At 47.9% G+C, this 24,910-nt stretch carries 19 protein-coding genes; 13 read left to right on the forward strand and 6 right to left on the reverse strand.

All coding sequences use genetic code 11. From position 1 onward, the window contains the following. The first annotated feature begins 60 nt into the window (after window positions 1–60). The 5 genes from H5336_RS15425 (at window position 61) to H5336_RS23435 (ending at window position 7,091) form a co-directional block, all read left to right on the forward strand. Window positions 61–1,689: an NAD(P)-binding protein gene (locus tag H5336_RS15425; protein ID WP_185235143.1), complete on the forward strand. Its 1,629-nt coding sequence runs from the start codon at window positions 61–63 to the stop codon at window positions 1,687–1,689. Between the two features lie 10 nt (window positions 1,690–1,699). Beyond that, on the forward strand, window positions 1,700–5,290 hold the full coding sequence (gene nifJ, locus H5336_RS15430) for a pyruvate:ferredoxin (flavodoxin) oxidoreductase (protein ID WP_185235144.1): 3,591 nt from the start codon (window positions 1,700–1,702) through the stop codon (window positions 5,288–5,290). A gap of 424 nt (window positions 5,291–5,714) precedes the next feature. After that, a complete protein-coding gene (locus H5336_RS15435; protein WP_185235145.1) occupies window positions 5,715–5,924 on the forward strand; it encodes a cold-shock protein in 210 nt (69 codons plus the stop codon). 851 nt (window positions 5,925–6,775) lie between these two features. Continuing rightward, on the forward strand, window positions 6,776–6,964 hold the full coding sequence (locus H5336_RS23430) for a cellulose binding domain-containing protein (RefSeq protein WP_281385629.1): 189 nt from the start codon (window positions 6,776–6,778) through the stop codon (window positions 6,962–6,964). Then, window positions 6,945–7,091 (forward strand): cellulose binding domain-containing protein, encoded by a 147-nt coding sequence (locus H5336_RS23435; RefSeq protein WP_281385631.1) that lies wholly within the window; start codon window positions 6,945–6,947, stop codon window positions 7,089–7,091. The genes H5336_RS23430 and H5336_RS23435 overlap by 20 nt, the downstream gene beginning before the upstream one ends. On the opposite strand, the gene H5336_RS22675 is transcribed toward H5336_RS23435, so the two are convergent. Continuing rightward, window positions 7,088–7,285 (reverse strand): hypothetical protein, encoded by a 198-nt coding sequence (locus tag H5336_RS22675; protein ID WP_221628066.1) that lies wholly within the window; start codon window positions 7,283–7,285, stop codon window positions 7,088–7,090. The two genes, H5336_RS23435 and H5336_RS22675, sit on opposite strands and share 4 nt — an antisense overlap. Before the next feature lie 28 nt (window positions 7,286–7,313). Between H5336_RS22675 and H5336_RS15440 the strand changes: the two genes are divergently transcribed. Beyond that, on the forward strand, window positions 7,314–8,579 hold the full coding sequence (locus H5336_RS15440) for a DUF6055 domain-containing protein (protein ID WP_313557757.1): 1,266 nt from the start codon (window positions 7,314–7,316) through the stop codon (window positions 8,577–8,579). Between the two features lie 101 nt (window positions 8,580–8,680). On the opposite strand, the gene H5336_RS15445 is transcribed toward H5336_RS15440, so the two are convergent. Continuing rightward, entirely contained in the window at window positions 8,681–10,546 is a 1,866-nt protein-coding gene (locus tag H5336_RS15445) for a glycoside hydrolase family 44 protein (RefSeq protein ID WP_185235146.1), read from the reverse strand. Window positions 10,547–10,799: 253 nt separating this feature from the next. Here H5336_RS15445 and H5336_RS15450 point away from each other — a divergent pair, with 253 nt between their 5' ends. The 4 genes from H5336_RS15450 to H5336_RS15465 all read left to right on the forward strand — a co-directional run bounded on the left by H5336_RS15450 (window position 10,800) and on the right by H5336_RS15465 (window position 13,368). Then, complete coding sequence (locus H5336_RS15450) at window positions 10,800–11,273, forward strand: hypothetical protein (RefSeq protein ID WP_185235147.1); 474 nt, start codon at window positions 10,800–10,802, stop codon at window positions 11,271–11,273. A 29-nt stretch (window positions 11,274–11,302) separates the two neighbouring features. Then, complete coding sequence (locus tag H5336_RS15455) at window positions 11,303–11,491, forward strand: VOC family protein (protein WP_185235148.1); 189 nt, start codon at window positions 11,303–11,305, stop codon at window positions 11,489–11,491. Window positions 11,492–11,683: 192 nt separating this feature from the next. Continuing rightward, window positions 11,684–12,610, forward strand: a complete 927-nt coding sequence (locus H5336_RS15460) for an ABC transporter ATP-binding protein (protein ID WP_185235149.1) — start codon at window positions 11,684–11,686, stop codon at window positions 12,608–12,610. Further along, entirely contained in the window at window positions 12,607–13,368 is a 762-nt protein-coding gene (locus H5336_RS15465) for an ABC transporter permease (RefSeq protein WP_185235150.1), read from the forward strand. Before H5336_RS15460 ends, H5336_RS15465 begins: the two co-directional genes overlap by 4 nt. Window positions 13,369–13,472: 104 nt before the next feature. Here the strand turns inward: H5336_RS15465 and H5336_RS15470 are convergent, their stop codons facing one another. Next, window positions 13,473–15,554, reverse strand: a complete 2,082-nt coding sequence (locus H5336_RS15470; RefSeq protein WP_185235151.1) for a TonB-dependent siderophore receptor — start codon at window positions 15,552–15,554, stop codon at window positions 13,473–13,475. 144 nt (window positions 15,555–15,698) lie between these two features. Here H5336_RS15470 and H5336_RS15475 point away from each other — a divergent pair, with 144 nt between their 5' ends. Then, entirely contained in the window at window positions 15,699–16,877 is a 1,179-nt protein-coding gene (locus H5336_RS15475) for a PepSY-associated TM helix domain-containing protein (RefSeq protein WP_185235152.1), read from the forward strand. Window positions 16,878–17,037: 160 nt separating this feature from the next. Beyond that, window positions 17,038–18,792 carry a pectate lyase family protein gene (locus tag H5336_RS15480; protein ID WP_185235153.1) on the forward strand — a complete coding sequence of 585 codons (1,755 nt, stop codon included), beginning with the start codon at window positions 17,038–17,040 and terminating at the stop codon, window positions 18,790–18,792. A 111-nt stretch (window positions 18,793–18,903) separates the two neighbouring features. On the opposite strand, the gene H5336_RS15485 is transcribed toward H5336_RS15480, so the two are convergent. Genes H5336_RS15485 through H5336_RS15495 form a run of 3 tightly spaced genes read right to left on the reverse strand, consistent with a single transcriptional unit; the run spans window position 18,904 to window position 23,705 of the window. Next, on the reverse strand, window positions 18,904–20,820 hold the full coding sequence (locus H5336_RS15485; protein WP_185235154.1) for an OPT family oligopeptide transporter: 1,917 nt from the start codon (window positions 20,818–20,820) through the stop codon (window positions 18,904–18,906). A 55-nt stretch (window positions 20,821–20,875) separates the two neighbouring features. Continuing rightward, entirely contained in the window at window positions 20,876–23,179 is a 2,304-nt protein-coding gene (locus H5336_RS15490) for a LemA family protein (RefSeq protein ID WP_185235155.1), read from the reverse strand. A 10-nt stretch (window positions 23,180–23,189) separates the two neighbouring features. Then, window positions 23,190–23,705 carry an O-acetyl-ADP-ribose deacetylase gene (locus H5336_RS15495; protein ID WP_185235156.1) on the reverse strand — a complete coding sequence of 172 codons (516 nt, stop codon included), beginning with the start codon at window positions 23,703–23,705 and terminating at the stop codon, window positions 23,190–23,192. Between the two features lie 499 nt (window positions 23,706–24,204). On the opposite strand from H5336_RS15495, the gene H5336_RS15500 reads away from it, so the two are divergent. Further along, a complete protein-coding gene (locus H5336_RS15500) occupies window positions 24,205–24,909 on the forward strand; it encodes a tRNA-uridine aminocarboxypropyltransferase (RefSeq protein WP_185235157.1) in 705 nt (234 codons plus the stop codon). The last annotated feature ends 1 nt before the right edge of the window (window position 24,910 follow it).

Genomic DNA, 24,910 nt, shown 5'->3' on the forward strand with positions numbered 1-24,910 from the left:
AGCCCGGAAAAATGGCCTAACCTATTTTTAATAATTGGCCTTACCAGAGGTTGGATAATAATGAATATTCGCTCAGCAGATATGACCACGCCTCCCGACCTTACCTCTAGTGCCGGTACGGGACCCTCCGCAGACAAACGACCTGTCTATCAGGATTATTTACCACCGTGTAATAACGCTTGCCCCGCCGGGGAGAATATCCAAGGGTGGTTGGCGCTGGTGCACGATGGACGTTACCAAGATGCCTGGCAATTATTAGTTGAAAATAACCCTATGCCCGCTGTTCATGGCCGGGTGTGTTATCACCCCTGTGAATCTGAGTGTAACCGTGAGCAGGTGGATGGCGCGGTGGGTATTCATCAGATAGAGCGCTATTTGGGTGATATGGCCATCGAGCAGGGGTGGATACCGAAATTCACCAGCCGTAAAACGGGTAAGCGGGTGTTGGTCGTTGGGGCAGGCCCCAGCGGTTTAAGTGCGGCCTATCAGCTTGCTCGCCTAGGCCATACGGTTGAGATTCGCGATGCCGGCACTATTGCCGGCGGCATGATGCACTTTGGTATCCCTGCGTACCGTCTTCCGCGCAAAATTTTACAGGCCGAAATTAGCCGCATCGAAAAAATGGGCGTAAAGATTACACTCAACCACAAGGTTGAAGACCTGCAAAAAGAAAAAGAGCAGGGTGCCTTCGATGCGGTTTTTGTTGCTGTGGGTGCGCATATATCCAAAAAGATCAATATTCCTTCACGGGAAGCGGGGCGCATTCTCGATGCGGTGAATTATCTCCACGACGTTAGCTCTGGAAATCAACCTCTGCTCGGTCGCCGAGTAGCCATCTATGGTGGAGGTAACACCGCTATGGATGCCGCTCGCACGGCAAAACGTTTGGGTGCGGAAGAAACACTGATTATTTACCGTCGCGACATGGAGCATATGCCCGCGCATCAATTCGAAGCCGAAGAGGCGATGGAAGAGGGTGTGAAAATTAATTGGTTGCGCACTATTCATGAAATAGACGAAGACCAAATTAAAGTTGAAAAAATGGAACTCGATGACAGTGGGCGCCCACAACCAACGGGTATCTTTGAAACCTTGGAAGCCGATGCGTTAATTCTTGCCCTTGGCCAAAATATCGATTCACAACTCATGCAGTATATTCCCGGCGTTGATTTCACTGACGATGGCACCGTGCAAGTGGACAGCCATATGATGACCGGGCAACCGGGTATATTTGCAGGGGGCGATATGGTGCCCAGCGAGCGCACGGTCACCATCGCAACGGGTCACGGCAAAAAAGCGGCGCGTAATATTCACGCCTTTATTAGCGGCCAGGCCATGACGAAGAAGAATCCTGCCGACGTAGTGGGTTTAGATTCACTCAATATTTGGTATTACGCCAGTGCCAGTCAATCGCAACAACCTGTTGTTCCCGCCGATGAGCGGAATAAGAGTTTTGATGAGGTCCTTGGTGGCTTAACCCCCGCCGAAGTAAAGTACGAGGCCAGTCGTTGCTATTCATGCGGCAATTGTTTTGAGTGCGACGGCTGCTACGGCGCATGTCCGGAAAATGCGATTATAAAACTCGGAGTTGGGCGCTTTTACCAAATTGATTATTCGCTTTGTACAGGCTGTGGTGCCTGTACAACACAGTGCCCAACAGCCGCCATTCATATGACTGAAAAAGTGTGAGGAGTGAATAATGGACGCGAATAAAAATACCGCCGTACAGGTCACTCTCGATGGTGGCGAAGCCACAGCCTATGTGGCCTATAGAACCAATGAAGTTTGTTCTATTTACCCTATTACGCCCTCATCGCCAATGGCAGAATTTGCCGACGAGTGGGCGAGCCAGGGTGTTAACAACCTGTGGGGGCAGACGCCGTTGATAGCCGAACTGCAAAGTGAAGGCGGTGCCGCAGGTACGGTACACGGAGCTTTGCAAACGGGTGCGTTGACCACAACATTTACGGCCTCCCAAGGCCTGATGTTGATGATTCCCAATATGTATAAAATTGCCGGGGAATTAACACCAACGGTTTTTCATGTGGCCGCGCGCTCTTTGGCTGCGCAGGGGCTTTCTATTTTTGGTGATCATCAAGATGTAATGGCCGTTCGCCAAACTGGTTTTGCACAACTGGTTTCTTCCTCTGTGCAAGAATGTCACGATATGGCGCTAATTGCCCAATCAACAACCCTAAAAAGCCGTGTGCCCATCGTACATTTTTTTGATGGCTTTCGTACCTCACATGAAGTTAGCAAGATCTCGATGTTAGCAGATGAGCACATTCGAGCCATGATTGATGATGAGCTAGTATTCGCGCACCGCAGCCGTGCGCTAAATCCAGACAACCCAAAAATGCGCGGAACGGCGCAAAATCCGGATACCTATTTTCAGGGCAGGGAAACCGTTAATACCTATTACAGTCAAAGCATTAACATTTTTGAAGAGAATTTCAAAAAATTTGCTGAACTGACCGGTCGTCACTATCAGTTGTTTGAATACTTTGGCGACCCAAAAGCCACTCGTGTACTCATACTCATGGGTTCCGCCACCGAAACAGTTAAATCAACGGTGGAGTATTTAAACAAGCAAGGCGAGAGCGTTGGCGCTATTCGGGTGCGCCTCTACCGGCCATTTAGCGCCGAGCACTTGCTACGGGCACTACCGAAAACGGCAGAAAAAATAGCGGTACTGGATAGAACCAAAGAGCCGGGTTCAAACGGCGAGCCGCTATACAAAGATGTCGTTACTGACTTAGCGCAAGCACACAGCAATGGGCTGCGCAGTCGCATGCCGCGGGTTATAGGCGGCCGTTACGGTTTATCGAGTAAAGAGTTTACGCCTGCAATGGTGGCGCGAGTATTTGAAGAATTGAATGCCGAAAAGCCTAAAAACGGTTTTACGGTTGGTATTACAGACGATAAATCGTTTACCAGTCTCGATAATATTAAACCCCTGGATATTGAAGCGGATGAAACAATTCGTGCGCTTTTTTACGGACTGGGGGCTGACGGTACGGTGGGTGCCAACAAAAACAGCATTAAGATTATTGGCGCTGAAGACCGTTTTTCTGCGCAAGGTTACTTTGTTTACGATTCTAAAAAAGCCGGCAGTATGACCACCTCGCACTTACGGTTTGGCCCGCATAAAATTGAGTCACCTTACTTAATAACCTCCGCGTCGTTTGTGGCTTGCCATCAGTACAATTTTATCGATCACGTAGATATCCTTGCGGGCGCTAAACGCGGTGCCACCTTCCTACTAAACAGCCCCTACGGCAAACATGAGGTGTGGGATAAGTTGCCACAACATCTACAGCGGAAAATAATTGAAAAGGAAGTGGCGTTTTACGTTATAGATGGGGCACGTGTTGCGCGCTCGGTGGGCATGGGAAGTCGTATCAATACTGTAATGCAAACCTGTTTCTTTGCGCTCAGCGGCATAATGGAAAAAGAAGAGGCGATAGCAAAAATTAAAAGTGCCGCGCAAAAAAGCTATGCCAGAAAAGGTCAGGACATTGTTAAGCGTAATTTCGCGGCAATAGATTCTGCGCTTGCTCACCTAGAAGAAGTAAATTATCCGCAGGTGGTGACCAGTGAGTACAATCCAGACCCAATGCAAGCCTTTGATAATGCACCAGATTTTGTAAAACAGGTGACCAGTCAAATTATCCTAGGTAAGGGCGATTTAATTCCCGTTGCCCAATTGCCCGACGACGGCACCTTTCCAACCGGAACAACCCAGTGGGAAAAACGCAATATTGCCGCGGACTTACCTATCTGGGAATCTGAATTGTGCATTCAATGCGGCAATTGCGCCATTGTATGCCCGCACGCCTCGATTCGCGCCAAATTCTATCGGGCACCCGAGTTGGAGAGTGCTCCAGATAGCTTTAAAACCTCTCACGTGACGGCACGCGGGTTTCCCGATTTGCGCTACACGTTGCAGGTGTACCCGGAAGATTGTACCGGTTGTGGGCTGTGCGTACGTGCTTGCCCGGTGAACGATGCTGAAGATGAAAGTCGTCATGCGATTAACATGCAACCGAAAAACGATTGGTTAGCGCAAGAAAAGGAAAACCTGACGTTTTTCGAAACGCTGGAGTATAACGACCGCGCCACCGTCGATTTTTCTAATGTTCGCGGTGTGCAATATTTACAGCCATTGTTTGAATTTAGTGGCGCCTGTTCTGGGTGCGGTGAAACACCCTACCTTAAATTAATTAGTCAGTTGTTTGGTGGCAGGGCTTTAGTTGCCAATGCTACTGGCTGCTCTTCCATTTATGGCGGTAATTTACCGACAACACCTTGGGCGCAAAACAGTGAAGGTAAGGGGCCCGCTTGGTGCAACTCGTTGTTCGAGGATAACGCTGAGTTTGGCTTCGGCTACCGTTTAACCGCCGATCAGCATCTAAAGTTGGCGCGTATGCGTTTGCTGGAATTGCGCGATAAGCTCGATGTTGATTTAGTGGATGCCGCGCTTGGTGCCGAACAGCAACTGGAAAGTGATATTCGCAAGCAGCGCCAGCGGGTAATCGTGCTGCGTGCTGCTCTGGAAACATTGGATGACCCCAAAGCCAAAGATTTACTCTCTGTAATTGACCATTTGGTCAGGCGCAGCGTCTGGATTGTAGGCGGCGATGGCTGGGCGTACGATATTGGCTACGGTGGAGTAGACCATGTAATTGCCAGTGGCCGCGATGTGAATGTGTTGGTAATGGACACCGAAGTCTACTCTAACACCGGTGGTCAGGCGTCGAAGGCAACACCCATTGGGGCAGTCGCAAAGTTTGCGGCGGGTGGTAAGGTGGTTCCGCAAAAAGATCTTAGCTTACAGGCTATTGCCTACGGCAGCGTTTATGTCGCGCGCATTGCCTTGGGAGCAAACCCTCAACAGGCTTTACAAGCTTTCCGCGAGGCTGAAGCCTACCCTGGGCCATCGCTAATTCTGGCTTACAGTCATTGTGTAGAGCATGGTATTAGTATGGATGAGGGGCTGACTCAACAGAAGCTGGCGGTTAAGTGCGGTTACTGGCCCCTATATCGTTACAACCCAAGTCTTCACTCCACTGGTCGGAATCCGTTTATGCTTGATTCATTGCGGCCGTCTATCGACATGCAGGAATACGCGTACCGTGAAAATCGCTACAAAATCCTGCGTAACCGGAACCCCGAAGAAGCCAAGCGCTTGATGAGCTTGGCTCAGCAAGTCGTTAATCAGAAGTGGTCTGTATATGAGGAGATGGCCACCCGCGATGTGCACGCGTTTACGCCTGATACGCGTAACTAAATACACGGCGGCGGAGTGTTTGTTTTTTTCGGGATTAGCGCTAGTGTCGATAGCGGCTCCATGCGCATTAGCCAGTGGCATGGGCGCTCGTACTATCCACTGGCAGGCCTTTATTTGCGTGTGGTTGTATGCCACGGGGGCGTCTTATTGGTTAACTATTGGGGACTAAATGCAATGCAAACAGGGTTCTCTGTGAATCTACGAAAAATGGTGAAATTCGTGGCGCATAGTTCAAAATAAGCCTGTACATGGGTGAATAGTCCGGCTAATATTCCGCCAGCTAGAAAGAAAGTAACATCTTTAAAATCTCCATTTCGTTGTTTTATCCGTAATACCTCGTCCTGCAGTTTCTAAGTACCAGTCTCTTTTTTTCGCTACCCGTGCCAAATTAAGGCGTTATAAAATTTAATTTCAGGATATTGTTATGTCAGATACCGTTACAGGAACCGTAAAATGGTTCAACGAATCTAAGGGTTTTGGTTTTATCGAACAGGAATCCGGTCCCGATGTATTCGCACACTTCAGTGCAATTACCGGTGATGGTTTTAAAACTTTGGCCGAAGGCCAGAAAGTTCAGTTTAAAGTGTCTCAAGGTCAAAAAGGCCCGCAGGCTGAGAACATTGTTGCTGTCTAAATAGCATTTAGATTTTTCAAGAAAAGGGCAAGCCTAGTGGGCTAGCCCTTTTTTTTGGCCATAAATACGGCTTATGGTGTTGTAAGTTGATATTCGAGCGCTCGACGCTGTATTTTCAGCGGCAATTGTACCTGCCTTATCTCTAGATTGAGGTCGAATTTAGTCACTTGAGATGCTGTATTGGTTTGTGTCGTTTGATGCAATTGCCTCGGCGAGCTGTATGAGTGCCGTGCTGTGTCCATTAGCTGTTTGCTTTCTCGGGTTTTCCCCCCACACAATAAAATACGGCAGTGTATGAGCGCTATGTTTGGTTTAGGAGGCCAAAAGTCCCGTGTGACTATTGCTGTGATACTTATCCGCTATGGTTGCTACCGTGGTTTTGCCGTTGTTCATAATATTTGGGTGGGGAAACGATTGGTTGACGCTACCCTGCCAAATATTATACGAGGTGCCCTAAGGATGCTCGTGCGTTACTTTAGGTGATTTATAACTTTTCTTATGGTGTTGATGGCGCGCAGTCTGTGGCGGCTAAAGTGGTGAGTTTGGGCGGTTGTCTTTGTGACGAAGTTTGTGTGGAAAGCCTAAAAATTTTGATCGAATATTTATTTGTATTATTGTAAGCATCTTACCGGTACAATTTCGTTGCATGTGTTATTTCCTATAAAAATAAAAACAAACATACTTATTTCAATGTTTTTCGACACCAGATTTTCCGATGACCTTGCGTTTTATTCGGTTGCACGCAAAGGCTGTCGTCTATTTTTTCTTTTTTGTACTTATCTCTTCGTTTTTCCGGGCCGGTTAAACCATCAACGTTTCAATAATTAAACACGTGATACAGAGGCAGCCCTATGCTGAATAAAAATGTGAAGCGGTTTCGCTTGTCATATCTTCTCGGGCTATATTTATTTGTCTGCAACGGTTTGGCATTGGCCGAATGTGAATATGTCGTTACAAACTCTTGGGGCGCGGGTTTTACTGCCGCCATTCGGATTACCAACAGTTCCTCATCTAGTATTAATGGCTGGCTGGCAGGTTAGTTGGGATTACAGTCAGAACGTGGTTACCAATGTATGGAATGCGAACCTGAGTGGCAGCTATACCACTACAAACCTTGGATGGAATGCTGGTATTGCACCGGGGAAAAGTGTTGAATTTGGTTTCTAGGGCGAAACCATTGGCGGCGTTATAGAGCAGCCAACAGTAACCGGTACCCTGTGTGACGGCACGGTATCGAACAGCTCCAGCTCGTCTCCGAGCAGCGCCAGTTCTTTTTCGTCCAGTAGTTCTTCCAGAAGCAGCTCCTCCTCCAGTAGTCGTTCTTCCAGAAGCAGCTCCTCCTCCAGTAGTCGTTCATCCAATAATGGTGGCGCGGTTCCTTATCAAGCCATTACAGATGAATTCACACAGTTGAACGCAACGACTAGTAATGCGCTCTATCGGGATTCAGACCGTTTCAGGGTTTATTACGCAGGCAACGGTATGTCTGGCGGTGATGGTAATCTATATCAAGAGTCACAGCAGAATATTGATTTAGGTTTGGCTCACCTTGAGTCGGCGTATGAGTATTTCGTTAACGAACGCGGCTTTCGATCTACGGCTTTGCCGCAAAATACCGATCAGGGGCCGTACTACAAAATGAACTTGTACGTGAGTACAACGTTGAATGCTGCCGGTGCGATGGGTGCCGACCCGAGAATGGGGTTGAGTTTTATTGAGCTAAAAGGTGGCAATGGCGAAATTTCTATCCCCGGTATTGCGGTACGCGAGTTTGGTCATTCACTTACGTATACCGCCGAAGGCTGGGTGGACCAAGGTCGAACCGGTGCCTGGTGGGAAACCATCGCTAATTGGGTAGCGGATGAATATCAATCCAGCCCTGCCTATCAAAGGGTTCGCAACGAATTTGGTTTGCCGGATAGTAGCGGTGTGTTGAATACTGATGTTGTACTTGGGCGTTCTTACCTGACCATTGTGCATCAAGAAAATCTTTATGATGCTTGGCCATTTATCGAATACTTGGACAACAATCCAGATAACTATGCCGGTCTTGGCGCAATGGTTGTGCCGAACCTCTTCAGTAATCATTTAAAAAATAATGAAACACCGTTGCATGTACTCGAGCGGCTGGCGGCTCCAGTGAGCGTGCAGACAATTTTAGGGCGTTACTGGGCACGTATGGCCTATTTAGATATTAATAATACTAGGGCATTACAGCGCTTTTTGAATGTGCGTAACAATAGCAATTTCCGCAGTCAGGCCTACGCTAACTTAGCGTCTGTAGGTAATAATACTTACCAGGTGAAAACCGAGAAAAAACCGTATTATGGTGGTGCTAATATTACCCCGCTACAAGTCACCGACGGCGGCGCGATAAATGTGTCTGTTAGCAATTTAGGCAACGGTTTGTCCGACAGTAATTTCACCGCAACGCTGGCTATTCGCAATAGTAACGGTAGTGTTCGCTATATTGATTTGATCAACGGTAGCGGACAGGTAACGATTGCCAGTGGTGAGGAGGTCAGCCTTGTAGTAGCCAACACACCTGATTCGCTTTACCGATACAATGCGTTTGAATCGACTAGTGCAAGTCCTGAATTACAGGGGTTGAATTATCAGCTGAGTATTACCGGTGCGGTTCCACAGGAGCTGTAACGGTTGTAATAGATAACCATGTTTGCTGGCATTAACTGCTGGCGTAAAAAAAAGCCCGGAACTTATTCTTCCGGGCTTTTTTTATTGTGCAGTGGGTTACGCTAGCGGGAGCGGCGAACGGCCGATAGCCAGAACCCTAATACTAAAAATAGCCACCCTGTTGAGCCGCCACCGCCGGAAGATGACGGCGTGTTGTTATTTGATGTGCTGGAACTTGCTAGGGTACTTGAAGAGCTGCTCGATGATGAGTCGCTACTGCTGCTTATTGAGGAGCTACTGGAAGATGATTCACTACTTGAGCTTGATGAAACACTGCTACTGGAATTGTCGCTGCTAGACGAACTGCTGGAGCTGGAAGAGCTGCTGGATGACGAATCGCTTGACGATGAGCTGATACTGTCCGTTGATAAAACCAAATGGTAGGCCGAAAGCGCCGGTAGAGCATAACTAAAGCTGTTATTGGTTACGGCCACCTCGCCCAGACTTTCAATGGCGGTGGAGCCATCGGTTAAACGCCATGCCGCCGCTGAGGCAAAGGCAGTGCTCGAGTTTATGCTGAAGCTACCGTTAAGGGTTTCCTTGGTGTTTTTATTCAGTACGATAATGTGTAAGTTATCGGTGCTGGCATTAACCGCAGCGTAAATGGAGCTGTTGTCTTTATCGGTCATTGATGCATCGACACTGGTGGTGCCAAAGCTGGCATTCGCACCGTCGTAATTTCTGAATAAACGAAAGGCCGAAGCGAGATAGTTTGGCTTATCGTTCAGCAACCAGAGGTTAGCGGCGTACACATCGTATTTTGCAAAAATACCCAGCGCATCAATTTGTGCAAGGCCACCGGAAATATCGTCGCTGCCGCCGAAATTATATTCGGTAAACGCCAGCTCTGTTCCGGGGTAGTGCGTGCTAATAGATGTTTGAACGTGGGGGATTAAAGGTAGTTGTTCAATACGATTATCGACAATCCAGCTGTTTTCCGTATACTCCGTATCCCAAAGGGTGCGGGGTGCCTGCAGGCGTGCAAGTTGGTCATTGACTGAATTTGCATCATTGTTGGTAATGCGCTGGTCACCTTTAGCTTCTGAGTAGTAGTGCAGGTCTAGAACATTAAGCAGTCGTTTGCCTTCTATTTCGGAGGCGCTTTTCATCTGTGCCAAATAATAGTCGACATACCAGTTATAGCTACTGAAAAAGCTCGCCCAGTCCGGTGCGGATTGCAGGTCCAGGTAAGCGCCAAACCCATAAAGTGCAGGGCCGAATATACTGGCTGACGGGTCTACATTTTTAACGGCGGTTGCCAGCGCCACTGAGCGGGTAACAAGCTCTTCGGCGCCTACCGGGTTTGGGTGTAGGCGAGGGTGTGTGCCGGCCCACAGGGCAGGTTCATTGTCGAGGGAGTAGGCAAATACGCCGCCGTTGTCTGCTGTACCGTAACGGTCTACCAGAAAGTTGACTAGCTCATCCATATAAACGGCGTTATCGGTTAAGTCGGGTGAGAGCGAAAAAGTGGAGCCCTTGCTGGCGTGCGCGGGAATCCAACGGCTGGAGGGCGCCGCTTCGGTTTCACTCACCGTGCCGCTGCCATCGGCCGACACATAGCCGGCCATTTGCAGGGTTATAATCGATTTTGCAGTAGCGGCATCATCAATAAACGAAGTGAGCACAATGCCGGGTGTGGAGCCGTCGGCCCCGTTGGGGATTAAGAACCCATCATTATAGTTAAACCAATCTTCGCCAGCGCTAGACCAGTTGTTCTCCCAGTTGTAGCCGGTTAAGCGGTTGCCACCCATACGGTATAGTGCCAGGTTTTCATTGCCGGTTAGGGTTTGGTTGGTACCGTAAATAAGAGGGCTAATTTCGTGGCGGAGGTTTTCGGCTGAAACCGAAAAGCTGACATCCACGGCGGAAGCGGCGGCGGAGAGGGAAGCGAGAACTGATGCTAGATAAACGCGTTTATAATTATTCACTATGATTTACCTGCGTGTGCTGTTTGTTTTGACATAATAGTACCCGGTCTTTAATGGCGCCTGACACTCGATTCTACGCCAATTTTGAAAGGGTAAACATCGATTTAGTAACAAAAATATACGGCTGTAAGTGTGGAGGGGCTGGGGGTTAAATTGATCTAGTTGTGCAGGGGTTAACCTCTACTTGCGTATCAGAAAAATTACGCTTAACGTTGGTGCTCTTAATTACCTGGCCAAATAGGGCGTTGATACAATGAACGATATTTACACGTCTCCCGAATCCGATCTTAATGTTGCTGTAAGTAGCCATCGGGATTTTAAGCTTTATACACTCACGGGTATGGGGGTGGCGACTTTTTTTGGTACTCCCATTGCCGGTGGCTTTCTGCTCTCACGGAACTACAAAGCGTTGGGGATGGGTGTGGAGGCAAGTAAAGCCCTATGGATTTCTATTGGGGGGACGATTTTATTTATATTAGCTTTGATGTTAATTGAACAATTTGTTGCGCTTCCACAAATTTCTTACGCTGTTCCTCAGGTAATTATTGTGCACCAACTGGCGAAGTACTACCAGGGTGAATATATTGAGCAGCATAAGGTGGAAGCGGGGTTGCTGTATTCCAATTGGCGTGCGTTTGGTATTTCATTGTTGATTATGTTAGCTGTTTTGGCTTTAACTATTTCCTTGGCACTTATTTGGGTTGGTGTCTGGGGCGGTGGTTTCTAAAATATGAATAGAAATAAAACGGTGCTTGGGTGGAAAAATCACCCACTGGACACGATGCATTTGTAAAAATTGATCTGGTTGGATACGCGCTTTGCCTCCTATCCCGGCAAGACCTAGCGAAAGATGCACTATATTCGTGTTTGGAAGGTAATGGTTTTATGGGTATTGGCCTGGTGTATTTAGCAAAAACACCGGAAGAAGTACCACAAATTCTGTAAATACCGTTGAGGCAGGTGGAACCCTTGTCAAACCTGCAGCCGCTGGGGAATTACAGGCTATTGTAAAGACTCTAATGGGCATCTCTTTGAAGCGGATTATGGGGAAGCCTGGGGGTTTGAAAAGGGCCATAGGTTAGTGGTAGACAAAGTGAATGAGTAACACAGATTTAACCGCGGGTTGATAGAGTATTTATGGAAAATGTAATTTCAATTAAAGATTTAAATAAAACGTACAAGGGTGGTTTTACCGCCCTTCGTAATATTAATTTGGATATAAAAAAGGGTGAGTTGTTTGCGCTGCTAGGGCCAAATGGTGCAGGTAAAACGACCTTAATTAGTATTGTCTGCGGCATTGTTAATGGCACTAACGGGCGTGTGCTAGCCGGTGGTTTTGATATTGCAAAAGAATACCGGGCAGCCCGGCGTGCGATTGGTTTGGTGCCGCAAGAAATTTCCACTGATGCTTTTGAAAGTGTTTGGGCAACGGTTGTTTTTAGTCGAGGCCTATTTGGCAAAGCGCCAGACCCAGCCTATTTGGAAAAGCTTCTGAAACAGCTTTCGCTATGGGAAAAGAAAGACGCGCAAATAAAGACGTTGTCCGGCGGCATGAAACGCCGTGTCATGATTGCAAAGGCGTTGTCTCACGAACCTGAAATTTTGTTTCTGGATGAACCCACAGCAGGCGTTGATGTTGAATTGCGGCGCGACATGTGGAAAATGGTGAAAGATTTACAGACGTCGGGTGTGACCATAATATTAACAACGCACTATATTGACGAAGCGGAAGAGATGGCAGACCGCATAGGTGTTATCAATAAGGGCGAACTTATTCTTGTTGAGGAAAAAGAACGTTTGATGCAAAAGCTGGGTAAGAAACAGCTGGCTATCCAGCTTCATGTGCCTCTTCAGCAGGTGCCCGCCGGCCTTGAGAGGTTCAACCTTGATCTCAGTGATGACGGCTACTCGCTCATTTATACTTTTGATACACAGGACGAAAATTCTGGTATTGCCGAGTTGTTGCGTTGTCTCGATGAAAAAAAACTTGAGTTTAGAGATCTTCATTCCAGTGAAAGCTCACTCGAAGATATATTTGTAAATCTGGTGAGGGAAGAATCATGAATTTATACGGTATTCGCGCTATCTATATGTTTGAAATGGCGAGAACAGGCCGTACTCTTATGCAGAGTATTGCCTCACCAGTGTTGTCTACGTCGCTGTATTTTATTGTGTTTGGTGCGGCAATTGGTTCCCGAATGGGCGATATAGATGGCGTAAGCTATGGTGCCTTTATCATCCCTGGGCTAATTATGTTGTCTTTACTAGGCGAAAGTATTTCGAATGCTTCGTTCGGTATATTTTTCCCGAAGTTCTCTGGCACGATATACGAAATATTGTCGGCACCCGTGTCGCCAATGGAGATTGTGATTGGTTATGTCGGTGCTGCGGCTACAAAATCTGTAGTTTTGGGAGGGCTTATTCTGTTAACGGCCCGCGTGTTTGTTGATTATGATATTGCTCACCCGGTGTGGATGGTGTCCTTCTTAATGCTTACGGCGGTTACCTTTAGTATGTTCGGTTTCATTATTGGTGTGTGGGCCGATGATTTTCAAAAGCTACAGGTTATTCCGTTAATGGTTATTACCCCGCTCACTTTTTTGGGCGGTGCGTTTTACTCCATCAGCATGCTACCTGAAACTTGGCAAAAATTGACGTTGTTTAATCCTGTGGTGTATCTGATTAGCGGTTTTCGTTGGTCATTTTACGGTGTTGCTGATGTGAATATAGGCGTAAGTCTGGGTATGACCCTGTTTTTCCTAACGGTTTGTCTTGCAACTGTTTGGTGGATTTTTAAAACAGGCTATCGTATTCGGCAATAGTGTTTCTTTTGCACGAATCTGTGTAGATTGAACAACAAGAAAGGCCAGAGCGTGAGCATCTGGCCTTTTTTGTTGGTTAGTTGAATTATAACGTGGGGCAGTGGTTAAAAGCGGTAGCTTGCACTCAGCTGCGCATTTTGTGGTGCCGCATAGTAGCTTTGGCTCCAGTAGAGGCTGGTGAGGTATTTTGTGTCGGTAATATTGTTCAGGTTGAGTGCCACATTAACGGCTTCGTTAATGTCGTAGCTTACGTAGGCCGAAAGCACGGCGTAGCTGTCTTGTGAGATGGGGCCGTTAGCAATTTTACTTTGCCAACGAACACTTGCGCCAATCGAGAGGGCTTCTACTGGCGTGTATTGAGCGGTTGCTTTGAGGGTTTTACGCGGTACATAGGTGCGAACGTCGTCACCTTCTGGAGATTCAAGTGAAAGTTGCGTATAGCCTGCGGTGAGCAGTAATTCGTCGGTTATTTTTCCGCTGGCTTCTAGCTCAAAGCCTTTGGCGTTGATTTCAATACCGCTGTAGTAAGACAAGCCTGTCTCTGGTTCAAAGCCGGCATATTCTGCATAGTTTTCCTGGTTTGCTGTAAATACAGAGGCGCTGGTGAGTAACTCGCCGTTCAACAATTCGGCTTTAACACCCAGCTCGCTGCTGGTGCCCACTGCAGGGCCAAGATTTGTTAGCTCCTCGTTAAGTTCGCCTTGGGGCTCGTAAATATCGCTGTAACTGGCGTAAAGGTTTACGCCTTGTGTAATTTCGTAGGTGGTGCCGATATAGGGGCTAAGTTCGGCATCATCTCTGTCCATGGTTTCGCCAAAACTGAAACCTTTGGATGTAGCATCAATAAAATTGGCGCCAGTGATGAATGAAAGCTTATCGCTTAGGCTCCAATTCGCCACTGCGTAGAGGCGTTTAGTATTGGTGTCGAAGTTGGATTCAACCGAGCCTTCGCCAAAATTTGGACGTGGAATTTCATTGCCGCTCCAGCCGGGAAACGACGGTAGAGCTCCCCAAGCGGGAGAGTCGGCAGGGGCGACGTAATCCAGATAACCTTCGTTCGATTTACTTGCATTCAAGCCCATAGCGAGGCCATGGTTACGGCCTGCCAGCTCAAAATCACCGATCAAGGTGGAGTCGAGCATATTTTGGTCGCGGGTGTTCAGGTACTTTCCGGGCCAGCCATAAAGACCAAGACCGGTGTCGGCGTCGATGTCTCCATAGGTGTAGAACAATTCAGAGGGTACTTCGCGATCGTTGTGGGTGAGGGTTGTAGTCCATATCCAGTTGCCTAACTCCAACTGTAATTCGGCAAATGCGCTGGTATCGTCGGTTTCGTAAAAGCTCCAGTTCATGGTGGTGGACGCCGAAGTATCGTATTCGGCCTGGCTACCGTCGGAGTTCTGTAGCGGCAGCGCACCCCATAAAACATTTTCAGAGCGAGCTGCCTGATGGGTGAGCCCCGCCGTGAATGTTGCGTTACGTGAAAGCTGACCGTCAATGACGCCATAGGCAATTAGGCGTTCTTTACTGTAGTTGTCCAGGTGACTGTCGGTACTGAGGTCGGCAACGGCAATTCGAGCTGCCCAAGAGCCGGATTCGGTAATCGGTGTGGAAATATCGGCTTCAATTCGGCGCTTGTTCCAGGAACCTAATTCAAGGCTCGCATTGGCCTGTAGGTCGTTGGTAGGGCGTTTACGCACATAGTTAATGGTGCCTGAGGGGTTGCCAGTACCGGTAAGTAAGCCATTTGCGCCTCGCACAACTTCCACTTTGTCGTAGATAAACGTGTCTAAGTCACCCACTAGGTTCCAAGTGAAAGGCAGTCCGTGGCCGTCTACCTGCATACTTTTAATGTCGAAACCGCGGGAATTAAAGTAGGTGCGGTCGGTTTCCACTTCATCTACATTCACACCGACGGCGAGTTTAAGTAGCTCAGTAATATTGTCTAGGGCAAAGTCGTCGATAAGAGCGCGGTCAATAATGCTGACCGATTGCGGCGTGTTGAACAGTGATAAATCCAGGCCTATTGCGCCTTTACTTGTGCGCTCATCACGCAGACCAATAATATGCATTTCCTCAATGGACTCGGCGCTGTTAGTTTCGTCGGCGAGAACGGGCTGTTGAGCAAGTAGGGATACTGCGCAGGCAAGGGCTGTTTGGCGGTAGGGTAACGAAGAGGGTTTCATTTGTACTATCCAATATGGGTTGACGGAGAAAGATTTTGACGCCAATATAGCACCGGTAATGCAAATGTCAATGATAATGGTTATTATTTGTAATGGGTCAAATTAACCTCTTCTTTCTCTACTTTCTGCGGCTAGAAAAAATTTATGCGTTCTTTACTTCCTCACTTGCACCGTTGGTTTGGCTTGTTTATGGCTGTGTTTTTATTTGTTTCCGGGCTCACTGGCGCCATTATTTCCTGGGATCATGAACTGGATGAAGCATTGAATCCGAGTATGTACAAAGCAAGCTGGGAGGGAGAGACAGCAACGGCTCTAATGTTGGCAAACCAGCTGGAAACCCAAGCTCCGAATACCATCGTAACCTTTCTACCTTTAGCGATAGAGCAGGGACATGCGTTAAATCTTTTTGTCAAGGAGCGCAGTGCTGATACTCAGCTGGATTACAATCAAATAGCCCTTAACCCGGGAACGGGGGAAGTTCAGGCAAGTCGTATGTGGGGGGCGGTGTCGCTCTCTCGCGAGAACCTTTTGCCCTTTCTTTACAAGCTGCACTACTCCATGCACCTGCCGGATATTGGTGGTTTAGAAACGGGAGTTTTATTGATGGGCATTGTTGGCATTGTGTGGGTACTGGATTGTTTGGTGGTGCTGTGGATCTCCTTTCCTGCGCGTCGTAGCTGGCGTAAATCCTTTGCTTTTCGTTTTAAGTCTGGGGGCTACAAACTGAATTTTGATCTACACCGTTCCGGTGGTGTTTGGTTGTGGTTTTTCATGTTAATTCTGGCCATTACATCGGTCTCGATGAATCTCGGTTTTCAGGTCGTGCGTCCGTTAGTTAATAGTGTCTCCCCGCTTACGCCAAGCCCGTTCGAAACGGCCCCCTTCAGTGAATATTCCACACCTCATTACAGTCGTGAGCAGATACTGGAGCGTGCACTGGCCGAAATCGAGGAGCGCGAATTGGACCTGAGCTCACCGCTGGGGGGGATTTTCTTTGCGCGCGATTACAATGTGTACGGAGTTGGTTTTTTTGAAGGGGGCAATAGTCACGGAGATGGCGGCTTGGGTAACCCTTGGTTTTATTTCAGTGGCGAAGATGGCCGCTATTTGGGGGCCAGTCTACCCGGTGAGGGCAGTGCAGGCGATATCTTCATGCAGGCACAGTTTCCGCTACATAGTGGCAGAATTTTGGGTGTGACGGGGCGGGTCATCGTATCGTTTTTGGGGTTGATGGTTGCCGTTTTTTCGGTAACGGGCGTGATTATCTGGATGCGTAAGCGCCGAGCGCGAGCTGCGCAGTCATTACGAGCTGAGTGCGCATAAGCTCACAGCGCTAGTTTCGGTATGAATCGTGAAATTTTGTCTGAGATCACAGTTATCGTAGCCGCTGGTCGACGAAGGCTGGCGTACAAAATGATCTGTTATACTGCGCCGCTATATTCGATGTTAATTTTTATTTCGATTAACTAGGTGTCTCTACGCTATGTTCAAGTACCTCTCACTTTTCCTGTCTGTGTCCCTACTCGCTGCCTGTGGTGGCGGAGGCTCGTCTTCAAGCAATGACGACAATTCCAGTTCTAGCTCCAGTGTCTCTTTGTCTAGTTCCTCTTCGTCAGTGGTATCTTCTAGTAGCTCTTCTTCGGCGAATAGTGAGTCTTCCAGTAGTAGTCAATCTAGCGCAAGCGATTCGTCCTCCACTACACCATCCTCGAGTTCTAGCCGTTCATCTTCCGAGTTATTGATTCAGGAAGATTCGCAGGGCTTCTGCCGTGTGGATGGTGATATTGAAAGTGAGCACGCCGGTTATACCGGTAACGGCTATGCCAATACCACTAATGCGGCGAATATGGCGGTCAGTTGGCAGGTGAGCGCTAGTTCGGCCAATACTTACAGCGTGACATTACGCTTTGCCAACAAAGGTACAGCGGCACGTTCTGGCACCTTGGTTGCGAATGGCAACGACGGCAGTGCAGCCGTATTTGACTTGGCGTCCACCGGTGACTGGGATACGTGGCAGGAAGAAACCCAGGATATTGCTTTAGATGCCGGTTCAAATACGTTGGTTATTACCGCGCAATCGACCGATGGGTTGTCGAATATCGATTCTATTCGTATCCAAGGCGAGGGCCTTTCTCTTGAAGTTTGTGCGGGTGCTTCGTCCTCCAGCAGTTCCTCCGCCAATAGTAGTACTTCCTCTAGCTTTAGTAGCGTTGCTGTTCGAGCACCCAAGCTTGAAGGTTGGGCGACTGAAAATGGGGGTACCACCGGTGGTGCTGGCGGAAATACAGTAACCGCAACCACGGGAGCGGAAATTAATCAGGCGATGTGTGGCCGGGCTTCTGATACGACCCCTCTTATTATTTATGTCGATGGCACGATCAACCATGACAACACCACCAGTGCTAGCGGAAGTTGCGACACAACTGGCGAGGAGATTCAGTTTAAAGGTGTGAGTAATATCTCATTGATTGGTGTGGGTGATCGCGGTGTACTAGACCAAGTGGGTATTCACGTACGTGATGCGTCCAACATTATTGTGCAAAATCTTCATATTAAAAACGTGAAGAAATCCGGTTCACCCACGTCTAATGGTGGTGATGCCATCGGTATGGAAGCGGGTGTTCACAATATCTGGATAGACCACAATACGCTCGAGGCCAGCGGCGGTGAAAGCGATGGTTACGATTCTTTGGTCGATATGAAAAGTGATGTGAAATACGTAACGGTTTCCTACAACTGGTTGCGGAATTCAAGCCGTGGTGGGTTGGTTGGCTCCAGTGACACTGATGATAAAAATAGTTTTATTACCTTTCACCATAATTGGTACGAAAATATAGAACAGCGCACGCCTTTGTTACGCCACGGCGAAGCCCATAGTTTTAACAACTATTGGTCGAACCAAAGTAATGGCGATATGATTCACGGGATTAATGCACGCATGTACAGTGAAGTGCTTGTGGAAGGTAACTATTTTTACAACTCGAACAATCCGTTGTTGGCGTCCACGGATTCTTCCGAGCCTGGATGTTGGACAGCATACGAGAACACAATCGACAACATTCAGTACACTCGCACCGTTGCTAATGGTAAGGCTCATGCCGTACCTGCCATTGTTGATGGTCAGCTGCAGTCGAGTTGCGCCACCGATGTAACGGTACCCTATAGTTACGAACTGGAAGCGTCAGCCAATATTCCTGCTGTTGTTACTCAGAACGTGGGTGTGGGACTTCTAGACTAATATTGTATAAGGTTCAACATAAGCGCCGGGCCTATTTGCCCGGCGTTTTTTTGTCCAAATTTAACGGTGTTTTTTTTTGCAATGTCGGTTTTTACCAACAGGGAAACGGGCTTAGGCTTGTTTTTTACTCGCTACTTTGTAGAGTGAATAAGCAATAGCGGCGATAACGAAAATACCTACCCATACAGGCAGTTTGAAATTTAGAGCGATAATGTTGGGGTTGCCGCTGATAACGATTGGAATGGCCATGAATATGCCTATTAACGCTTCGCCGGTAATAAGGCCTGAAGCAAACAGTAGACCATTGTGATTGTTTTCGCCTGGGGCGTTGTTCTTCAGCTTCTTTTTCACAAAATGTGCGAGTAAACCACCGATAACAATAGGAACCGAAAGCTCCAACGGTAAATAGATGCCTACGGCTACAGCGAGTACGGGTGCGCGCCAGTTACTGTCGCGTTTTTTTAAATATTCATCAAGAATAATAATCGCTATACCAATAGCACTGCCAATCCACACCATGCCCCAAGGTAACCCACCACCAAACACACCTTTTGCGACCGAAGCCATAAGGGTTGCTTGCGGAGCGAGTAATGCATCGGGGTGCTCGGCGGTAGGCGCGCCTATACCGTAGGCGGCCAGTAATAAATTGAGGATGGGTGCCATTACAAGCACGGCAGAAATAACACCAACCGCCTGCATAAGTTGCTGCTTCCAGGGTGTTGCACCAAGAATAAAACCGGCTTTTAAGTCTTGCATATTGTCGCCACCAATAGCCGCGGCGGTGCACACAACGGCGCCAATCATGATGGCCGCTGCTGCGCCGGTACTGGCCTCTTTGCCCATTAACAAAACGAGTAAGAGAGAGCTGAATAAAATCGTTGCGATGGTGATGCCCGATACTGGATTGTTCGATGAACCGACAAGGCCCGCCATATAAGCGGCCACCGCCGAAAATAAAAATCCAGTAATAACCATAACCACCGCCATCAAAAAAGCGATGCCTAGGGAGTCGACGATGTTGTAATAAACCGCAAAAATGGGTAGTACAAATAGCACAATACCCGCAAGTACAAATTTCATTGGTGTATCGTGTTCTGTGTGGTCGTAACTTTCTCCAGGTTCAAATTTTTGTTTTTTCAACCCGTTGCGAATCCCCGAGAGCAATGAGCCGCGCATGGAAACTAACGCCCAGATGCCACCCACCAGCATGGCACCCACACCTAAGTAGCGAATTTTTGCTGTCCAGATACTGTAGGCCAAATCTTCGGCGGCCATACCGTTGGCAAATTTTGCTGCAAGTAAGGGGTCGGTATCGAGAAAAAAGGTGGAATAAATAGGGATGGCGATATGCCAAGATATAACGCCGCCTAAAAATATTAGTACAGCAATGTTAAGCCCTACAATGTAGCCAACGCTGATAAGTGCCGGAGATAAGTTACTGCCGATATATCCAATGCTACTTTGGCCAAAATAAGTGGCCGACTGTGCGGTACCCGACCAAAGCTTTAAACCTGTTTCACATAGTTTTGTTACGGCACCAATAGCCGCCGACCAGGCCAGAATTTTTAAACCTTGACTACCACTTTCACCTACACGCAATACTTCTGCTGTTGCCAGCCCCTCTGGAAACTTTAATTTCTGCTCGACAATTAACGTGTGCCGTAAAGGTACGGTAAACATAACCCCTAGCAAGCCCCCTAGGCCGGCAATAATGCAAACCCACCAATAATCAAATACATTCCAGTAGTCGAGAATAATCAGCGCGGGTATCGTGAAAATGACACCGGCGGCAACGGATTCTCCCGCCGAGGCAGCCGTTTGCACGATATTGTTTTCAAGAATATTGGAGTTTCGGAAAAGCCTTAGCAGCCCCATGGAAATAACCGCCGCTGGAATGGAAGCCGAAACTGTCATGCCCGCAAATAGGCCAAGATAGGCGTTGGCGGCGGCAAGAACCATGGACAATACAATGCCGAGCAGAACGGCCTTTACTGTTAATTGAGGGGCGGGTTGATTTAGGGGCGGCATGCGCTTACTCCGTACTTAAGTTTTTATTTATTGTTATACATAATAAAGGTTTAGATCAGCGATTATCTAGTGCTATCTCTGGTAGTGCGTGTGCAGCCGTACTGAAGTCCAGCAAGCTCATTCGCGTAAATCGAAATAATTTCGCTATTAGTACATCTGGGAATTGCTGTATGCGGGTATTGTATTGGGTAACTGAATCATTAAAGCCGTTGCGGATCATGGCAATTTCGTTTTCCAGCTTTACGATGCGGCGATGTAAGTCTTGTATGGATTTATCGGTGTTAATCTCTGGGTATTTTTCTAGGGTTATTTGTAGGTTATTGATGAATGTGTGTTCATTGCGCATATATCGATTCACCTCATTGGTCGACTGTTGCTGCATGGATTGGCTGCGCAATCGTGTTATTTGCGTGAGTAAACCTTTTTCGTGAGCAAGTAAAGCTTTGGCGACTTTTTCCAATTGAGGAATAAGTGTTGCGCGTTTTTTCAAGCTTGTTTGAATGTTAGCCCAGCCGCGCTTGCAGCGCTGGCGAAGAAATATTAAGTCGTTAAACATTATTATAAGCATAATCACGCTTAAAAAAAACGGTGCAGCCAGTGACGCAATTAGGTAGTCGAGGCTAGAAAAACTGCCGTTACTGCCCGCAATAATGAGCAGAGCCAGAAACATCGCGCTAATGCCCACCGTGAGCATTCCCATACCGCGGTTGGCTTTCATCAGCATAACTTCGTGTTCGGGTCTATTGCTGATGATATAAGGTGCTTCTTTATCGTGGGTGAGTACCAATGTGTCGCCCCGGCTTTTGTCGGGTACGGCTTTACCCAAACAATAAAGTGTGTCGCCGGGGCTTAGACGTTTTTCGGTATAGCGGTAGCGGCCTTCGCGCCTGCTGGTGCAGTGCTTGGTTATAATTTCGGCCTTGCCGGGAAATAGACGAATTTTGCCTTCGTCGTCATTACAGTAGAAGGGCTGTTTTTCTTGCCGATCTTCAATGGTTACCCAGCGCGTATTCTTACCGCTACTGCGTCGTTCTTTGACGGTGTAGTGAAACCAGCAGCAGGGCTGGTTAGATACAGGGCCTATCAGGGTGTTTTTACCTTCTTCTTCCGTGAGCGTGCCAGTAACTTCCGTTAACCCACAGGTAACGCCTGCGGTTTTTCGCGTAGGTAAATTTTCTTGTATTCGTTTTACTTTAATAAAGCGAAAGGCCAGCCACCCGGTAATAAAGGTAATGGCAACGGCCACTAGGTTTAACCAGGCGGTATCTGCCGTTTTGGTTCGCTCAAAGGACGCCATTTGTTCGTTTGCGATTTTTAATTGTTCTGCGGGTAGTTGTATAGGCGGTGGCGTGTCCAAATTGTTCATGCGAGCGTAGATGTTTTCGGGGAAACGATCGATTTGCTGCAGATAATGTTCGCGTACAAGGTGGCTTGCTATGCGCCAGCTATTGACCCGAAGCTTGTCATCGGTTGAAAGAGCGGAATGGGGCGGAGCGTTAACATCAAAGCCGGGTATCGCTTTAAGTTTGTAGTTTGCCATTAATGCCTGCGTCAGTGTTTGTGAACGATTTAGCTGCTTTTGGTAATGCCCGTAACCCGTGAGCACATCCTCTTGCAGGCTCTTCCAGCCGTAGTGAAAAAGTAAACCGGTGCAACAGAGTGAGGTAAGACTAAGGTATATTAATATCTTGTGCAGGCGAAAACAGAACATTACGCACCAGCACATCAGAACCAGCGCTGCAATTGCGCTGGCTAATAAAAGAAGAGCACTCCAACCCATACGACTGCGTTCGTTAGCCGCAGTGCCGGAGGAAATAATGGGTACATACTCGCCTAGTGTTTTAAAATTAACATGAGGGTTGTTTAATTCTGGCTCCATCCAGCCAAAAACTGTAATCCATTGGTTGTTGTCTATACGCCATTCGGTATAGCGGTGGTCGCCGGTTTCTTTGAAAAACGCCTTTGGTGCATTCCATTGAATTGTATGTAGCGCATCCGCCGCTCGCAGGCGTGCGCGACCGCTACCGTCATCTAGATAAAAGTCTAGGCCTCGGGTTTCATCGCGCAGAGTGCGCCAATGGGTATCGCCATCACTGTCTCGGTATTCCTCTTCGACAAGGTAACGGTAATAAACGCAGGCAGTGTTGGTCATTGGTGAGGTTAGCGATTGCTCTGCCTCAATGGCATAGCCACGTAGCTGAACCTCTCCATAGGTACTGCCGAGAACTGAGGTAACAGGGATGCGCTCGAGTTTGCGAAAATCTAAAATTTTGTCAAATGCCAGTTGGCTGAAAAATAGCGAGCCAAAGAGTAACCCTGTGGCGGCAATAAAAACTAGAATGCGTCGTACAATATTCAATCGTTGACCCCTAAAACGTTCTGCGTGAAAGCGCGTGCTTGTATTGGGCGCACATAGCCTCGCTGAAGCAAGCAAAAATAACCAATTGTAGATGGGTATGATCGGTGAGGTAGCTGCACACTTCTTCAACTGCTGTGGCACAGGCTTCGGAATGGGGGTAGCCGTATACACCACAACTTATGGCGGGAAAAGCAATAGAGGGAATATGATGCCGGCCGGTTAGTTTCAGGCATTGCCGGTAGCAAGACTGAAGTTCGGCCTTCTCACCCTGGTGGCCACCATGCCAAACCGGGCCAACGGTGTGAATAATATGGTCCGCCAGAAGTCTATAACCTGGTGTTATACGTGCTTCGCCCGTATCGCAACCACCGAGCGTTTTACAGTAATTCAGCAGTTCTGGGCCAGCTGCGCGATGAATGGCGCCGTCTACACCACCGCCGCCGAGTAAGCTGGTGTTCGCCGCGTTCACTATAGCGTTTACTTCGAGGCGGGTGATATCGGTGTGCTGTACAAGAATCTCGGTCATTTTTGTACTCCTTTACCTGAGGGTAAACGGAGTATCTAAGAAAATCGCTCCGCTCGCCAGAAATTGATGGGGTGAGGTTGCAGTAATTTGCTGAATGGCGGTAGAGGGGCCTACATAAAGCCAGAGTTTAAAAGCAATTGAATAGCGAAGCCCTTGCATTTCTTTTGTCGAATATGTGCCAGATACGGTTCACAAAACCGGTTGGGTGTGAGTTTTTTGGCGATAATGGCGTAGTTTTCGTTTACTTACCCATATTGGTTAAATCGATACCCATTTGTTGATTGGCTCTGTAGCTTTACGCTGCCGGAAGGCCTAAGTTTTCGAAATGGGTTAGGGTATTTTAATGCATGTATAAGTAATCACTTGGCAAAGATCGGTGAACACTAGCGGGTGTTTGTGGTAAAAATGTTACATGAGTATTCGCATTGTATGCAAAATGAACGGTCGCTTGGGAAGTGGCAATTTACTAGTTGGAACAAAGCTCTTAGGCGTCTTTACAATGACAAATCAGTTTTTAGCATTAAAAGCCAAGCGATTGGCAGAAGCGACACGGGTTTTTAACGCGCGGGGGAAATCTGTGGTGCGGTGTGATCGCTGTCAGTTGGCCGAACGTGCCTGTATTTGCCTGTACTGCCCAGAGTCTAGTTGCAAGAGCCATTTTGTATTGCTGATGCACCACAATGAAGTGTTTAAGCCAACGAATACCGGGCGGTTGATTGCTGATGTATTTCCGGCAAGTACGCAGGTGAGCTGCTGGAGTCGCACCCATCCGGAACCGAATTTACTGGAGTTACTTAAGCAACCTGATCGACGCTGTTATATTGTGTTTCCGGAAAATGTAGATCACCACCCAAGTACAGAGGCACTGCCGGAGGACGGTAAGACGAACACCTTTATTTTGTTGGACGGTACGTGGAAGCAGGCGCGCCGTATGTTGACGCTTAGTCGGTGGTTGGATGGTATTCCAACATTGGCGTTTCCGGAATCACTTTTACGAGGGTATGCCGTCAGAAAGTCTGAACATTTACACCAAGTTTCGACGGCGGAAGCCGGTGGCTTGTGCTTGCAGTTGGCCAATGAGCCGCTTCAAGCCAACAAACTGTTCGACTATTTTAAAATTTTTAATTTACATTATTTAGCAACGCGGGGCAGCTATCAGCCTGAACTGACCGATTTGCATGAAAAGCTGCTGCGCCGTGAGTAAG

The sequence above is a fragment of the Teredinibacter franksiae genome, assembly GCF_014218805.1.
Classification (GTDB): domain Bacteria; phylum Pseudomonadota; class Gammaproteobacteria; order Pseudomonadales; family Cellvibrionaceae; genus Teredinibacter; species Teredinibacter franksiae.